Genomic DNA, 15,348 nt, shown 5'->3' on the forward strand with positions numbered 1-15,348 from the left:
TCATGCCGCCGCGGCGGTGGTGGGCGCGCCCTCCTCCATGCCGTGCACCCCGTCCCAGTCCGCGGGCGGCGGCGTGACGAGGAAGCGGGCGCAGCGGCCGGCGTAGAGCGCGGCGACGGTGTCCTGGTACTCGTGCGAGGCGCGCTCGAAGAGGGCGTGCGCCTCCGCGAAGCGGCGCTGGTGGTAGGCGGTGAGGGCCTGCTCGTGGAGCGCGAGCTGCTCCTGCATGCGGGGGGTGATTTCTCCGCGGCGCGCCACCAGCTCATGCACGCGCACCGGCTGGGGGCGGCCCTTGAAGCGCACCAGGTCCACCACGCGGAAGACGTAGCTGCCGCTGGCGAGCTGCGCGGTGGTGTCCCCGGCCAGCACGTAGGTGCCGTACACCTTGTTGATGGACTCCAGCCGCGAGGCCAGCCCCACCGCGTCTCCGAGCACGGTGTAGTTGGACTTCAGCTCGCTGCCCAGGTCGCCCACCACCAGCTCCCCGGTGTCCACGGCCGCGCGGAAGCTGAGGCGGTGGCCGTACTTCTTCTCCCAGGCGGGCTGACGCTCGGTCAGCACCTCCCGCATCTTCAGCGCCGCCTCACAGGCCAGGTGCGCGTGGCGGTCCGTGCGCACCGGCGCGCCCCAGAAGGCCATCACCGAATCGCCGATGTACTTGTCCACCTGCCCCGCCGTGGACCGCACCACCGCGGAGATCTCCGTGAGGTACGCGTTGAAGAGGCCCACGAGCTGCTCGGGCGGCATGCCCTCCGACAGCCGCGTGAAGCCTTCAATGTCACAGACGTACACGGACATCTGCCGGCGCTCGGGGCGCATCAGGCTCAAGTCCCGCGCCACCAGGCGGGCCACGTCCGGGCTGACGTAGCGGCCGAGCGCGTTGTGCACGAAGTCGCGAATCTGCCGCTCCGTGCCGTAGGCGTAGCGGATGGTCGCGACGAAGGCCCCCACCATGGCCAGCAGCGGCCCGGCCATGGCCACCCACAGCCGCTGCTCGACCAAGACGTACGCGGCGCCGAAGGTGTAGCCCGCGCCCGCCGCCACCAGGAAGCCCACGTAGAGCACGGCGCCGCGCACCGAGCGCAGCAGGAAGCTGAGCGACAGCGCCAGGAAGGCCCCGAGGAAGGCCAGCCCCAGCGTGAGGAGCAGGTCCAAGTCTGGCGCCGCGCGGGTGATGCCCTCCGAGCGGAGGATGTTGGCCAGCGCCTGCCCCAGAATCGCGCCCCCGGGCGTCTGTGGCCCCAGGGGCGTGGGGCGCAGGTGCGCGGACTCGCCGGCGGTTCGCGTGAGGACGACGGTGCGGCCCTCCAGGTCATTCTCGAAGCGCGCGGGGCGCTCGTCCGCCACGTCGAAGACGTTGAGGAGCACGTTCCACGCGCGGATGGAGCGCGCCAGCGAGCCGCGCGAGCCCCGGCCCGCGTTGGGCGCGTCCCAGCGCAGCAGGCTCAGGCCCGAGGCGCTCATGGGGAACGCGTACTGGTCTCCCACGTGCAGCTTGCCGTCCGCGTAGCGGAGCGTGCGCGTACCGGCCAGCCGCATGGCCGCGGCCAGGGGCAGCGACGGCAGGATGTGGCGCTTGCCGCGCACGGTGTAGCTCATGAGGTGCGCCACGGCGCGCACGCGCCCGTCCCGGCCCGCCACGAGCGTGGACGCGCCGAAGCCCGCGCTGCCGTTCAACAGCGGCACCACGGGGTGCTGGACCTGGCGCAGCTCGATGAGGCCCGCCGCGTCCAGTCCCTCCACCTGCACCTCCGCCAGCGCGACGAAGAGCTCCGTGGGGCCTACGCGATAGCTGTCATCCGCGGCGCGGCGCTCCTCCAGGACGTGCGCGGTGGCCCCCAGGCGCGAGCCCAGCGCCTTGCCGTCCGCTTCGTCCGTGGCGCCGCCCCAGACCTCCACCTGACTGCCCGCGGGGATGATGAAGGCGGGGCGCTGCGCCGCGAGCACGGCCTGCGCGCGCAGGGAGGCCGCTTCGGACGCGTCATAGACGCCCAGCTTCACGCGGTACGGCCACAGGCGGTTGGCGGGGGGCAACACCCGGGGGCCCTGCGCTTCCCAGGTGAACGACAGCAGCGCCCGGCCCGCGTCTTTCGCCAGCAGGGCGGCGAAGGCCGCGTCGTCGCAGGAGAGCGACGACGCGGGCGAGGCTTCGGCGCAGGCGTTGGGGCTCAGGTCCGTGAAGGGCAGGTCCACGAGCACCAGCAACGCCCCCTCCTGGACCAGCCGGTGCACCATGCGGCCCACGAGCTGGCGCGGCCAGGGCTGCGTGGCGACGCCGGGGCGCACATCCTGGCGGGCCTCGGCGAGCGTCTCGTCGTCGATGGCGATGACGACGGCCTCGTCGGGGCGCTCGGAGCGCTCCCCCAGCTCCCGCACGCGCCAGTCGTAGGTGACGCGCTCCCAGCCCTCCAGCCAGGCCTGCGCGGCGTTCACCGCCGCGGAGGGAACCCAGGCCGACGGCGGATCCTTGGGCGGCACGATGCTGGTGGGGCGCAGGTACACGAGCAGCCCCAGCACGCCTCCGAAGAGGAGGGCCATCAACAGCGAGACGCCAAGCCGCTTCAGGAAGCGCCGGCCTGCGGAGTGAACGCGGTGACCTTGCACGGGTGGCCCGGAGGATACCCCGAGACGGGCCCGCGCGCGGGCGTCGTGACGTGGGCACCTGCTATGCTCGCGTTCCCATGAAACGCACCCTGGTGTCCGCGGCGCTTGCCGCCTCCTCCCTCGCCTTCCTGGCTTGCGACCTGGATCAGCTCACCGCCGAGCACGTCATGGTCGGCACGCTGCTCTCCACCCCGGAGGTCGAGGTCTCCGCCTCCGCGCTGGCAGGCCATGACGCGGGCACCTTCAGCCCGGACGGCGGCGACGTCATCGCCCTGCCCGCGCAGACGGCCGCCATCCTCTTCTTCGGCAGCCGGACGGGGGAGGACTCGCAGCCCTCCGGCCTGTCGGGGGCTGAGTTCACGGTGCAGCCGGTGGGGGGCCAGGCCACGGCGCTCACGGACGAGGGCTCCGGCAACTACCGCCGCACCAGCGTGGGCGCCTCCGACTTCACCTACCAGTCCGGCGCCACGTACCAGTTCATCGCGAACCGGGGTGGCACGCGCTACGTGGGCCAGGTGGACGACGCGCCGATGAAGGAGCCCATCGCCGCGCTGCACCCGCCCGAAGGCTTCCTGCGCATCGACGCGAGCACGCCCCTGTCCTTTGACCGGCCCGCGCCCCCGGCGAACACCGAACGCACGCTCGGCTTCGTCACCGTGGTGCCCCTGAGCGCCGAGGGCGCGCAGGGCGAGCCGACGTACACCAACCTGCCCTCCACGCCGGTCCAGTTCCTCCAACTGGTGGGCCTGCCGGGTCCGTACCGCGAGGCCCGCGTGACGATTCCCGCCACCGCGTTCCCCCAGCGCGAGCAGACCTACCTGGTCATCTTCCACGCCGTGCGCATGGGCGGCGCCGAGTCCGGCAACCTGTTCCTCGGCAGCGCGCTGCTGGCGGGCACCGCCGAGGTGGGCGTGGTGCGCACGCGCTAGGAAGCACCGCCTCGGCGGCGCGTCAGCCCACTTCGATGTCCAGCCCGATGCGCCCCTCCAGCTTGAGGCGCAGCAGGTGCCCCGCGAAGCGCTCGGACTCCTCGCGGGAGAGGACATTGCGGAAGGCCGTCCCGTCTGAGACCTCCACCTCCAGCACCACGCCCCGCTGCAGCAACCGGAAGAAGTCCTCGCCTCCCGAAGGGCGAGGAACGAACAAGGGCAGGAAGCCCTTCAGCGGCGCCACCTCCCCGGCCCCCCGCACGCGCGCCTCCAGCCCCGCCGCGTCCGGACGCACCTCCTCCGCGGCCACGCCCTCATCGGCGTAGAGCGGCGCGGGCGGCAGCGACACGTCCTCGGTGGAGTCATCCAGCAGGAAGCCGTACCGGGACGGAATCCTGCCCGTCAGCAGAAAGCACAGCAGCACGGGCGTGTCTCCGGACACGCGCTTCAGATGGAGAATCGCGCGCTCCGTCCCCACGCGGCGCAGCAGCAACGTCAGGGATGGGCGGCTCGCGCTCAGGTAGCGCTGGATGCGGTCCTTGAGCGTGGCACGAATCTCCGCGAAGGCCTCGGCATGTTTCGCCTCGCTCTGCGCCTCGCGCAGGGCAAGCGCGTCGCGGGCCTGCGTCAGCTTGTCCTCCGCGTCCCGCAGGAAGTCCCCCGGAGCGGCCGGCGGAGTCACCAGCGCGGGCTCGGCGCCCGACGGCGGCGTCAGCCCCGCTGCGCGCACCGCGCCCAGCAGGAACGAGCCCTGCTGCTCCAACCGCTCGCGCTCCTCGCGGAAGCGCAGCCGCGACGCCGCATGCTCCACCTGAAGCTCCAGCCACGCCTCGTAGCCGGACTCCAGCGTCTCCAGCGCGCGCAGCCGCGCCAGCGCCGCGTCCGGGCGCACGCCCTCGCTGGCCCCGGCGGGCTTCACCACCCCTCCCTGCGTCGTCTCGCTCACGGCGGTGGACTCTAACCGGCTCCAAACGGGAAGGCCCCCACCCGCGGCCGTCGCCGGCGCGAATGGAGGCCCATGGCCCCGTCCGGGGCCGTGTACGGCGGATGCCGCGAATCAGGAGGTGCGGGACACGGTGCCCTGCGGGCCCGTCTGCGCCGCGCCCTCGGACGAGCGGCCGACCGCGTTGGACAGGTACTCCTGGCCGGTGTGCAGGCGCTGACGGAGGTCATCGCGCAGCTGGTTGCCCGTCTTGGGCGCCAGCAGCAGCCCCAGGCCCGCGCCCACGAGGATGCCCGCGGCGAAGGCGCCCACGACGGGCAGGAGCGTGTCCACCGTGTCCCGGCGCGTCTCCAGGCCCACCAGGTGCAGCAGGTCGTCCTTGTCCAGCTTCTTGAGGTTGTTGAAGTTCACCATTTGCGACTCCAGGGGTTGTGGGGTGGAGGAGAGCCCGGACTCAGTACGTCGGCGGGCGAGGAGTTCCTGCGGAGCTGGCATTCGCCGACGCGGAGCCCTGCGGGCCCGGATCAGCCATACCACGTCCAGTCTGATAGCCCTGGAAGGCCGCTTCCGCCATGCCCATCAGCTCATCCTTGACGAGCGGCAGCGCCGCGAGGCGCACGCCCAGCCGGAGGATGCGCGCCGTCAGCGGCGTGAAGAGCCCGCCGCCCAGCAGATAGCCGACGCCCACGGCGGCCGCCATCATCCCGTACGGGTTGCGCTCCACGCGTCCGCGCAGGTCCAGCGTCTGCCCCAAGTCCGTCACCGCGCTGCGCGCGTCGGACCAGAGCTGCTGCGCGTCGCTGCCAATGTGGTCCACCCGCTGCCCGAAGCCGCTCCCCTGCGGGTCCTGCGGCGTGCCATTGCTCGATGCACCTGGAAACGTCGTCATGCGTTCACCCTCTCGTGTGGTTCCAGCGCGCGGCTCAGCGGCGCGAGGCAATGCGTCCGACGAGGAAGCCCACGGCCACGGCGCCCAGCAGACACGTGCCCGGATTGGCGCGGATGAAGCTCACCACGCGGTGGTTCAGGTCCACGATGTTCTGACGGGCCTCGTCGATCTGCGGCACCACGCGGTCCTGCAACTCACGGGCCCTGTCGGCCATCTGCTGCGGATTCATCTCCATCGAAGTCAGCTCCTCATTGGGGGTACTACGGAAGTCGTCAGTCGCGCGAGCCCAGCCACAGCCCCACCACGAAGGCGGCGCCCACGCAGGCGTAGGGATTGCGGTTCACCCACTGGCGCCAGTCGGCGGCCACGGCCACTTCCTCGCGGAGGGCGCTCACGGACGTGGCCAGCTCGGCGCGCGTGCGCTCGATTTCGGCGCGCAGGTCCGCGCTGCTGCGGGGGCCGTAGGCCTTGGACTGTCCATTGCTACCGGCCATGCGGGGGCTCCTTGAAGATTTCACTGTTCGTCCCCTGGAGCGCGTTCGCGGATGCGGCAGGGGCCGTGTTGGTGAGCGCGGCCACGCTGAGCGAGAGCTCCTGTGACGAATCGTCCATCATCCGGCGCGCCTTCAGCCGGTTCACCGCCCACATCGCGCCGCCCACGCCGCCCACCAGATTCAGCAGGCCGATTCCGGCCAGCGCTCCGGGCCACCCCAACCACGTGGACAGCCACGCCGCCAGCGCCGCGCACACGAAACCATAACCCACGAGGATGAAGGGCACGAAGGCCACGATCATCGCCACGTCCAGGCCCGTGGCCTTGACGTCCTCGGCCAGCTCCATGCGCGCCAGTTGCAGGTGCTGCGTCACCAGCCGGCTGAAGCCGTCGGCCATGCGCCCGACGAGCGCGGAGATTCCGCGCTCCGCCTGTTCACTTCCCACGTGCATGCGCTCTCCGGCCGACGCATACGGCCTCTCAGGTGCGGGCCAACCTAGGCATGCACCCGTTCCGCGACAACCACGTCACGGAGTTTTTGTCCGGCACCCGCAAGCGTCGGCCAGTGAACGCGCGCGCCAGCCCATCCGCCCAGTCTACCCGATGAGCTGCACCGGGGGAGAGACGGAAGGCTCCACGGCGATGGGGCTCTCGAAGCGCAGCACGAGGGGCAGGTGGTCAGACGCCACCCGGCTGAGCTCCGTGCGGTGAGGATGGATGGACAGCGGCCGGACGCCCGCGTCCACGAAGATGCGGTCCAGCCGCAGCAGGGGCAGGCGCGTGGGGTACGTGCGAGCGGGCGCGCCGAGCTCCAGCGCCGCGTCGTGGATGGCCTCGCGCACCAGCGAGGGCACCGGGCCGTTGCCCCAATAGTTGAAATCTCCACACACCACCAACGGATCCTTCCGCGCGGCATCGCGGAGGATGTCCGAGGACAGCAGCAGCGCCTCCTGCTTGCGCCGCTCGCCCAGGCGCAGGCCCAGGTGGAGGGAGAAGACGTGGAGCTGCTGCCCTTCCCCGATGTCCAGGTCGCAGCGCAGCGCGCCCCGCGGCTCGCGGCGGCCCACGCTCAAGTCGTAGTTCTTCGACTTGAGGATGGGCAGCCGCGACAGGATGGCGTTGCCGTAGCGCCGGCCGTTGCGCACGACATTGGGGCCGAAGGCCATGTGCAACCCGAGCATGTCCGCCAGGTGCTCTGGCTGGTCCTCCCGAGGCGTCACCGCGCGGAAGTCGCCGACCTCCTGGAGCGCGACGATGTCCGCGTCCACTTCGCGGAGCACCGCGCCCACCCGGCCCAGGTCGAAGCGGCCGTCCGTCCCGATACCACTATGGATGTTGTACGAAACGAGACTCAGCTCCACGCGCGTCGCTCACCCAGGTCAGGACAGCGGAAGGATGCGGCCCGCGGCCATGCGGACGACCGTGACGGGCAGCAAGATGAGCCGGGACACGGCCTTGACGGCGTCGCCCAGCCCACCCCGCAGGGCCTGGAGCTGATGCGCCACCTCGTCGCGAAGCTCCGGCAGGCGCCCGCGCGGCGGCTGCTCGCGCGTGGGGGGCAGCGCGCCAATCGGCGCCGTTCCTCCCACGACAGGCGCGGACGTCGGGCGCGCCTTGCGCTTCGACGCGCCACCCGCCGCCTTGAACTCCGGGCCATGAGAGAACTTGGCGTCCGGCTCCGGCCGCGCCAGCTCCTCCAACTGCGCCTCCATCTGATGCGCGATGTAGCGCTCTTCCGTCTCCGCGAAGCGCTTGCCGTAGTGAACGCCCTCGTGGCTCTCCATGGCCTCGGGATGCGCCTTGGAATGGGCCAGCCGCGCCTTGTCCTGCCGACGCAGGCTTCGCTTCGGCGCCGGCAGCGTCTTCGGAACCTGGTAGTGGTCAAAGCTATAGGGACGAGGCATCCGCGAATCTCCCAGTCAACGAGTCCGTTCAGAAGCTAGGAAGCCCCCAGTCCCCCGGGTACGCCTTGACGGAATGTGCCCTGGTGGCCCGCCTGCCCTGCGGCCAGGCAGGCGGCGCGCGGACAGGATGCGTCGTCCAAGTACCGACAACCTCTGGCGTCGGCCTGGCGCAGAGGAGGCGTGCGGCCGTCCTCCCACCCAGGCGACATGCCGAGCGCTTTCGAGGGGCGGAGCAAGCGTGCGGCGAATCAACACCACACCCCGGGAAGAGTTGCGCGCGACGTGGTGTAAAAACGGCCCATGTCTTCGCACGCACCCGGCCGGAAGTATTCCAAGTCCCCTTTCCTGCTCCTCGCCCTGCTCGCACTTGGAGCGAAGGCCGGTGCGACCGAAACCGCCCCGGTGCCCGCGGGCGCGTCCAGCGAAAACGCCCCCCAGGAGGCCCCGCCCCAGCTGACGCTGCAGCCCACCGCGGCCAAGCCGGGAGACCCGGTGCTGGTGAGGGTGAGCGGCGTGACGGCGCCTCCCACCGGAACGCTCGCCGGACGCGCGCTGCGCTTCTTCCCTTGGGGCGATGGCTATCTGGCCGTTTCCGGCCTGCCGGTGGAGCTGACGCCCGGTGCCGCGGAGGTGACGGCCATGGGCCCTGTCATCCCGGGCGCGCCGCAGGTGGAGCTGAAAGGCACGCTGGACATCGTGGAGTCCGGCTACCCGTCACGCGAGCTGCGCGTGGCCGGCAAGTACGTGAAGCCGCCCGCGTCGGTGCGCAGGCGCATGGCCGCGGACCGCCGCGCCTTCGCGGCGGCCTTCGCCCAGGACTTCAGCGCGCCGCACTTCTCGCGGAACTTCGCGTGGCCGCGGGAGGACCGCATCACCGCGCCCTTCGGCGACCGCCGCACCTTCAACGGCAAGCTGTCCAGCCAGCACTTCGGCGTGGACATCGACGGGGACCCGGGCACTCCGGTGCAGGCCGCCAACGACGGCACGGTGGTCATGGCGCGCGACAACTACGCGGCGGGCAACACCGTGCTGGTGCACCACGGCGCGGGGCTCTACACGGCGTACTTCCACCTGTCCCGCATCGACGTGAAGACGGGCGCACGGGTGAAGCAGGGCCAGGTGCTGGGCAAGGTGGGCAGCACCGGCCGCGTCACCGGCCCGCACCTGCACTGGGGCGTGAAGGTGGACGGGCTGTGGGTGGACGGAGCGAACCTGCTGAAGCTGGACTTCTTCCCGCACCTGCCGCCCAGCGTCGCCCGGGGCGGCAACACCCGGCTGGGCACGCCGTAGCCGCCGTCAGCGGTCGTTCCACTTCGGGGGACGCTTCTCCAGGAACGCGGAGATGCCCTCCCCCGCGTCGTCCGCCAGCACGTTCAGCGACAGCTGCGAGGCCAGGTACTCCAGCGCGGCGGGCAGCGGCAGGTCCTCCGCGGTGAAGAAGGCACGGCGCCCCAGCGCCAGCACCGCCTGGCTCTTTCCCGCCAGCTTTCCCGCGAGCGCGCCCACCGCGGCGTCCAGCTCCGCGGCCGGCACCACGCGGTTGAGCAGCCCCAACGTCAGCGCCTCGCGCGCGGGCAGCCGGTCTCCGGTGAGCACCAGCTCCAGCGCGCGCTTGCGGCCCAGGTGACGCTGGAGCAGCGCCATCATCATCATCGGGAAGAGGCCCACGTCGATTTCGGGCGTGCCCAGGTCCGCGCCCTCCACGGCGACCGCCAGATCACACGCGAGCACCAGCCCCAGGCCTCCCGCCAGCGCGTGCCCGTTGACGCGCGCCACGGTGGGCTTGCGCAGCTCCTGGAAGCGCGCCAGCAGCCGCCCGTAGGAGCGGCGACCCTCGTGCGTGGCCAGGAAGCCCGCGTCACCGGCCAGGGTGCCCAGGTCCCCGCCCGCGCAGAAGACCTTCTCACCCGCGCCCGTGAGCACCACCACGCGCACCGCGGCGTCGGACTCGGCCCGCTCCAGCGCGGCCATCAGCTCGCGCACCCCCCCCGGGGACAAGGCGTTGCGGGCCTTGGGCCGGTCAATGGTCAGGAGCGCTTGGGGGCCTTGGACTTCGTAGCGGACTTCTCCGGCTTCCATTCGGACACCTCAGCGGCCTGGGCGCCCGTGAGGACGCCGTAGAGGAAGGAGTCGGCAATCTGCGACTTCGCCCGCTCCAGCGCGTCGGGGTCGCGCGCGTCGGCCAGCCCCACGACGAAGGCGGTGAGCGCCATTTCGATGTTGCCGAAGAGGAGCGCGGAGGCCAGGTGCGGGTCCAACCCCCGCCGCAACTCGCCCCGCTCCTGCGCGGCGTGGAAGAGCGCCGAGCTGAGCCGGATGGCGTCCACGAAGGCCGTCTGCCGGTTGATGCGCGAGCCCGCCGGGCTGCGCGCAATCTCCAGGATGAGCACCTTCACCGCGCGCGGGTCCACCCGGTAGGCCTCGAAGGCCACCTCGACGATGCCGTGGACCTTCTCCGCCAGCGAGCCTTCGCCCTCCACCACCGCGCGCACGCGCGTGACGAAGCCGCTCCAGCCGGTGTCGAACACCGTCTCGAGCAGCTCATCCTTGTTCTTGAAGTAGTGGTAGACGAGCCCGTACGCGACGCCGGCCTCTTTCGCCACGTCCGCGATGCGGCAGCCGTGGTAGCCCTTGCGCGCGAACACGTCGATGGCCGCGCGGAGGATGGTGCGGCGGCGCTCGCTTTCGCGCGTGCCACCGTCCGCCGCCGGCTTGCTCTGCTGACCCACGGTTGTCCTCCACCGGCGGGTGATTCGCCAGTCAACCAGTGGAGAACCTACGGAGGGCGGGCCCTGGGGTCAATGCCTTCCTGGGCCCGCCCGGAGAAACGGCGGCGGCTACTCCACCGTGCCTCTGACGGTGGGCCCCTGGACGACGGCCTCGTGGCCCTCCAGCAGCGCCGCCGTGTACTTGCAGATGGGCGACACCGTCCACTCCGCCGGGGGGACGAAGAGCGGCGGCGGCGGGCCTTCGGCGGGCGGCTCGTGCGCATCGCTGACCACGTACGTCTCGAAGTTGAAGGACGGGTAGGTCAGCGCGATGCCCGTGCCGGCCGGAGACACATTGACGGGGCCGGTGCCGCCGCCATCGCAACCGTCATCGTCGCCGTTCTGGGCCATGCGGTTGTACCAGGGGTCGGAGACGATGAACGAAATCGCGAGGCCACCGTAGTGGCTGATGAGCGGCGGCGGCGCGTTGGGCGGCGGGCTGATCTGCCGCTGCGTCTGGTCCTTGTCCAGCCCGTGCGGCATGCCCGTCCAGAGGATGCGCTCCTGGACCCAGATGAGCGTGCTGGCGTCGTGCTCGCCGTTCTTGCCCGTCCAGCGGCCGTCGCCGTTGGTGTCCACGTAGCGCTCGCCCGGGTCCCACGTGCCGTTGTCGTTGTTGTCGACGAAGGGCTCGGTCAGGTCCGTGAACGGCTCGCCCGTGTCCCAGACGCCGTTGTTGTTGAGGTCGTCGAAGGCCTCCTCACCGCTGGTGATGGCGATCAGCGAGACCAGGTTGTCACGCGGGTTGAGGACGATGCCGGGGCGGATGGGGTCCGGACGGCGCGGCTCCGGGCGGTCCTGCTGGGGCTGCGGGGCGTTGCCGTAGACGGCAATGGGGTTCTCGTCCCAGAGGAAGGGGTGCATCCACAGCGGCGCCAGGTACTCGCCCGTGTGGGTCGCGTCCACCAGCGGGTTCCAGGTGAAGATGCCCGGCTCCACGTCCTGCGGCAGCGGCAGGGACGTCTTGTAGAGGACCTCCGCGTTGCCCACCACGTCCGTGACGGACACGGCGCTGGGACCGATGGTGCCCGCCTCCGTGAGGAAGGACACCTGCGCGCCCACCACGCCGTCACCGTTGCGATCTCCCACGTGGGCGATGCAGTTGACCTTCACGCCCGCGATGAGGCTGCGCGTCTCGTCCCAGGCGCCCACGGCGTGGTGCAGACCGGAGCCGTTGCCGGAGAACGAGCCGCACTGGAAGGTGAACTGGCGGGAGTTCGAGTTGGTGCCCGCGAAGCTGACCACCGGCGAGACGGCCCGCTTCATCTCGGCGCCGGTGCCAGCGGTGGCGATGACCACGGCGGAGGCCACCCGGCCGCCGCGCGCCGTCATCTGCACGGACACGATGCCGTCACCCGTGTTGGTGACACCCTCGGTGGGCGACAGCTCGATGCCCGGAACGGGGGACTCCAGCGTGAAGGACACCGGCGTACCCGCCTGCGGCTGGCCTCGGGAGTCCACCGCGCGGAAGCGCAGCGTGGTGATTTCTCCCAGTCGCGGCTGAGCCGGTGACTGGTCCACGAATTCAAGTGTGGCGGGGGCCGACGGCGAGCATGCAACGAACAGCAGGCTCGCGAAGGCCACCCACGGGGCCAGACCCGGACGCATCAGGGGAAACTCCTTGAAGGCGATGAAGGAAGCGGGCTGTACGCGAGCAGCGCACAGCGCATCTTCCGCATCTTCCCGGGCCACCTACCGTCCAGTCAAGGACAGGACAGGTGGACCGGAGCCCTCTTGCGTCCAGGGCCTGGAATCCCTGGGGTCACTTCAGGCGGCGGTGCCGCTGAACATCACCCGGGCCACGCCCAGGAGACGGTCCACGTCCCGGGCGGTGAGGCCACGGGCGCGCGCGAAGTCAGACAGGGGCCGCAGGAGGTCCTCCGTCTGAGCAAGGGTCTGCTCCGTTCCCGTGAAGAGCTCGCCCAGGCTCACGCCCAGCGCGTTGGCGAGGGCCGCCAGCGTCTCCACATGGGGGACACGCTCGCCGCGCTCGATCATGGAAAGGAACGACACGCTGATCTGCGCCCGCTCCGCGAGCTCTTCCTGCGTCCATCGCTCCGGCCGCTGTGTCCGAAGCTCGCGGATGCGCTGCCCAATTCGTTTTCCGAGGTCCGACACGAAGTACTTCTCCTGGCTGTTTCGGGGTTGGAGGAACCACCACCCACTGCTGGTGATTCCTAGCCTCCGGAACCAAAGGATCCGAAATCCGCCACGATGAGGTTGATGCCGGAGAATTCCAGCCCCAGCTCCCGTCGCAGCGTCACCACCCCCTCTACCCGCCAGCAGTCGCATGCAGGCCCATACGAGAGGCCGAACGTCTGCTGAGCCAGAGGGCGGTTTTCTTGAGTTTTTGAATCCTGGTAAAGCGGCTGCACAATTGCTTCGTACCGCACTCCCAGCCCAAATCCGAGCTTCAAACGCGTACCCGCGATGAGGGCTTGAGCCCGTTCGGCCGGAGGGAAGCCGGGTTCTACTCGGGATAGTCCGCCTACCAGGGTATCCAGCGAGCGGCGAAGCACATCAGGGCCCACGGAGCGAGGATCCACCCCCATGTTGAGCGCGGCGCCACCAGCCCACAGCAGGTCATCGAAGCGCGCGTACACGGCGTGCCCCTTGCCATTGTCGACATTCACCTCCGCGGAGAGCCCGGAGATGCGGCCCGCGTTGGGGTCATAGCGAACGGTGCCCGCGGCCGTGAGGATTCCGGCGGTGGCGCTGAGGCGGGCGAAGGTGTCGCGCAGCACGGGCCCCGGGTCGTCCACCTTCCCCGCTGCGGGCACGTGCCGGGTGAGGTCGAAGCCTTGTCCGATGCGCAGGCGCAGCGGCTCGCGGATGTCGTTGCCGCGCTTGAAGCGCAGCGTCTGGTCCACGGCGAGCACCGCGTGGAGGAAGCCCTGGGTGCGGCCGTCGGCCTGGAACGGCACCGCGGCGTCCACTTCGTCATAGGGGCGGGCCAGGTCTTCCCCGGAGGTCCCAACCGAGGGGAGACGGCCCCACCCGCCCGGCACGTAGCGCAGCTCCAGCGAGGGGGTGATGGCATGACGGAAGCTCGTCTCACGGCCCTCGAAGACGCGCGCCACCTGGCTTTCGAGCAGCAGCCCGGCGATGGGATAGCCCCGCTGCCACGTCCGGCCCGACACCTCGCCCAGCCACACGTCCTGGCGCAGGCCCAGCGACGGCGACACGCGCATCAGACTGCCCAGGCCGAAGGACGTGGACAGGCGGGGGAAGAAGTCCACCCGGTCGCGAGCTTCACGGTCGTTCGAGTTGAAGATGCCGTCGGACTGCGAGGGGTCCACGTCACGCGCATCGGAGCCGACCGGGACATAGCGCCCGTCGGGCTGGAAGAGGCCGTCGATGCCCTCGTCGCCGTACCCGCCTCGCAGGGGCGCGAGCCGCAGGTACTTCACCGACAGGCCCCCCATGATTCCGCCAAGCACGGGCCGCTCCGGCAGGGCCAGGGTGATGGCCGGCAGCCGTTGGAACGTGGTGGGGCCCTTCAGGTCCGGGCGCGCCGGGTCCGTGGCCGCCGGGACGCGGTTGTCCTGGAAGAAGCGATACCCCCACCGGATGTCCTGGCGCAGCGCCACGTCGAGCCCCGCGTAGAGGTCGTCCTGGCGCTGGAACACCGTGCCCGTGCTGCGCAGGTAGGTGAACTCGCGGGTGACGAGGTCCGCCGTGAGGTCGCGGGTGTAGTTGCCGTCCGAGACGAACGAGGCGTCGACCCGGTTGTGCCATCCGCCCCCCATGTCCTGGGTGTGCTGCCAGGATGCCTCGCCCCGGAGTCCTCGTCGCTCATTGACGAACTCGGCTGTTTCAACACCGTCCACCGTCCGCCGGTAGAACAGGAAGCTGCGCGGATCCCGGATGGGCCGGAGGTCGTAGAGGAACCCCAGCGTGGCCCGCCCCCGGGTCCGCTCGCTGGGCGCATAGCGGAACTCGGTGAGCAGGCGCGGCCCCTTCACGCCCAGGTAGCGCGGCTCCCGAACCGGCCCGGGGGCACCCGGTACGCCCTCGTGCAGTTCGTAGCCGCCGCTGAAGTACCCCGGCGTGAGCGTCACGTCGTAGCTCTGCCCCAGCGTGATGAAGAGGGGCTGCTCCAGGGAGAAGCCGTTGAGCGCGGAGAAGGTGGGCTTGGGGAGCAGCAGGCCGGTGCGCCGCTGTGACAGCGGCATGTAGAGCCACGGCAGCGCGAACACGGGCACGGACTTCACGTACACCACGGGCAGCGTCATCGTGGCGCGCTCGCCCAGGACGACGGTGGCCGACGAGGCCTCCATGCGCCAGCCGGGCTCCCCCGGGCTGCAGTTGCACGGCGTGAAGGCCAGGTCCTCCACGAGGAAGGTGTTCTCTCCCGTCCGGCGGATGCGCGAGCCGCTCATGAGCAGGGGCGTCTCCCCCATGGCCCGCAGCTCCTGGGGCGTCTTCGCCGTGTACAGGGCCTCCTGGGTGACGCCCTGCTTCTGCATGAAGAGGCCGCCCTCGAGGTTCGCCTCGGAGGTGCGCACATCCATCTTCACGGTGTCGGCGACCGCGGCCAGGCCGCTGGGGCCCACGAACATCACGCCGCCCGAGGCGGTGACGAACTGGTTCACCTCGTCGTACGTCACCTCGTCGGCGCGAAGCTGCATCGTCTCCGTGCGCAGCACGGCGTTGCCGCGCGCGGTGACGACCTTCGTGTCCGCTTCATAGACGACCAGGTCCGCGGCCAGCTGCGCCTGCTCACCGTTGGGCAGCGCCAACGGGGTGGTGAGCGGCACCTGCGACGTGGAGACCAGCAGCGCGGCGGCGAGCGGAACGAGGAAGCTCATTCAGGGG

Annotated in this window: 16 protein-coding genes; 2 read left to right on the plus strand and 14 right to left on the minus strand. The window is 70.9% G+C overall.

Annotation, left to right across the window (positions count from 1 at the left end):
- Window positions 1-2,538 carry an adenylate/guanylate cyclase domain-containing protein gene (locus HV826_RS12885; protein ID WP_176417311.1) on the minus strand — a complete coding sequence of 846 codons (2,538 nt, stop codon included), beginning with the start codon at window positions 2,536-2,538 and terminating at the stop codon, window positions 1-3.
- Window positions 2,539-2,681: 143 nt separating this feature from the next.
- On the opposite strand from HV826_RS12885, the gene HV826_RS12890 reads away from it, so the two are divergent.
- Window positions 2,682-3,533: a hypothetical protein gene (locus HV826_RS12890; protein ID WP_217917964.1), complete on the plus strand. Its 852-nt coding sequence runs from the start codon at window positions 2,682-2,684 to the stop codon at window positions 3,531-3,533.
- Between the two features lie 22 nt (window positions 3,534-3,555).
- Here the strand turns inward: HV826_RS12890 and HV826_RS12895 are convergent, their stop codons facing one another.
- From HV826_RS12895 to HV826_RS12930, 8 genes are all read right to left on the minus strand, one after another.
- Complete coding sequence (locus tag HV826_RS12895) at window positions 3,556-4,479, minus strand: hypothetical protein (RefSeq protein WP_176417313.1); 924 nt, start codon at window positions 4,477-4,479, stop codon at window positions 3,556-3,558.
- A gap of 111 nt (window positions 4,480-4,590) precedes the next feature.
- Entirely contained in the window at window positions 4,591-4,890 is a 300-nt protein-coding gene (locus HV826_RS12900; protein WP_176417314.1) for a YtxH domain-containing protein, read from the minus strand.
- A 40-nt stretch (window positions 4,891-4,930) separates the two neighbouring features.
- On the minus strand, window positions 4,931-5,365 hold the full coding sequence (locus tag HV826_RS12905) for a hypothetical protein (RefSeq protein ID WP_176417315.1): 435 nt from the start codon (window positions 5,363-5,365) through the stop codon (window positions 4,931-4,933).
- 34 nt (window positions 5,366-5,399) lie between these two features.
- The gene (locus HV826_RS12910; protein ID WP_163783003.1) at window positions 5,400-5,600 is read right to left on the minus strand and encodes a hypothetical protein; all 201 of its coding nucleotides are present in this window, start codon (window positions 5,598-5,600) and stop codon (window positions 5,400-5,402) included.
- 37 nt (window positions 5,601-5,637) lie between these two features.
- Entirely contained in the window at window positions 5,638-5,859 is a 222-nt protein-coding gene (locus HV826_RS12915) for a DUF3618 domain-containing protein (RefSeq protein WP_176417316.1), read from the minus strand.
- Window positions 5,849-6,310, minus strand: coding sequence for a phage holin family protein (locus HV826_RS12920; RefSeq protein ID WP_176417317.1), 462 nt, complete (start codon window positions 6,308-6,310; stop codon window positions 5,849-5,851). Before HV826_RS12920 ends, HV826_RS12915 begins: the two co-directional genes overlap by 11 nt.
- Before the next feature lie 144 nt (window positions 6,311-6,454).
- A complete protein-coding gene (locus HV826_RS12925) occupies window positions 6,455-7,219 on the minus strand; it encodes an endonuclease/exonuclease/phosphatase family protein (RefSeq protein WP_176417318.1) in 765 nt (254 codons plus the stop codon).
- Window positions 7,220-7,237: 18 nt separating this feature from the next.
- Entirely contained in the window at window positions 7,238-7,762 is a 525-nt protein-coding gene (locus tag HV826_RS12930) for a hypothetical protein (protein ID WP_176417319.1), read from the minus strand.
- Between the two features lie 300 nt (window positions 7,763-8,062).
- Here HV826_RS12930 and HV826_RS12935 point away from each other — a divergent pair, with 300 nt between their 5' ends.
- Window positions 8,063-9,052, plus strand: a complete 990-nt coding sequence (locus HV826_RS12935) for a M23 family metallopeptidase (RefSeq protein WP_176417320.1) — start codon at window positions 8,063-8,065, stop codon at window positions 9,050-9,052.
- A gap of 6 nt (window positions 9,053-9,058) precedes the next feature.
- Here HV826_RS12935 and HV826_RS12940 read toward each other — a convergent pair whose 3' ends face one another.
- The 5 genes from HV826_RS12940 to HV826_RS12960 form a co-directional block, all read right to left on the minus strand.
- Window positions 9,059-9,841, minus strand: coding sequence for an enoyl-CoA hydratase/isomerase family protein (locus tag HV826_RS12940; protein ID WP_176417321.1), 783 nt, complete (start codon window positions 9,839-9,841; stop codon window positions 9,059-9,061).
- Window positions 9,790-10,491, minus strand: a complete 702-nt coding sequence (locus tag HV826_RS12945) for a TetR/AcrR family transcriptional regulator (protein WP_176417322.1) — start codon at window positions 10,489-10,491, stop codon at window positions 9,790-9,792. Before HV826_RS12945 ends, HV826_RS12940 begins: the two co-directional genes overlap by 52 nt.
- A gap of 108 nt (window positions 10,492-10,599) precedes the next feature.
- Window positions 10,600-12,138, minus strand: a complete 1,539-nt coding sequence (locus HV826_RS12950; protein WP_176417323.1) for a hypothetical protein — start codon at window positions 12,136-12,138, stop codon at window positions 10,600-10,602.
- Window positions 12,139-12,297: 159 nt separating this feature from the next.
- Window positions 12,298-12,648 (minus strand): helix-turn-helix domain-containing protein, encoded by a 351-nt coding sequence (locus tag HV826_RS12955; protein WP_002634858.1) that lies wholly within the window; start codon window positions 12,646-12,648, stop codon window positions 12,298-12,300.
- 59 nt (window positions 12,649-12,707) lie between these two features.
- On the minus strand, window positions 12,708-15,341 hold the full coding sequence (locus HV826_RS12960; RefSeq protein WP_176417324.1) for an LPS-assembly protein LptD: 2,634 nt from the start codon (window positions 15,339-15,341) through the stop codon (window positions 12,708-12,710).
- Between the last annotated feature and the right edge of the window lie 7 nt (window positions 15,342-15,348).

It is taken from the genome of Myxococcus sp. AM010 (assembly GCF_013372585.1).
GTDB classification, from domain to species: domain Bacteria; phylum Myxococcota; class Myxococcia; order Myxococcales; family Myxococcaceae; genus Myxococcus; species Myxococcus vastator.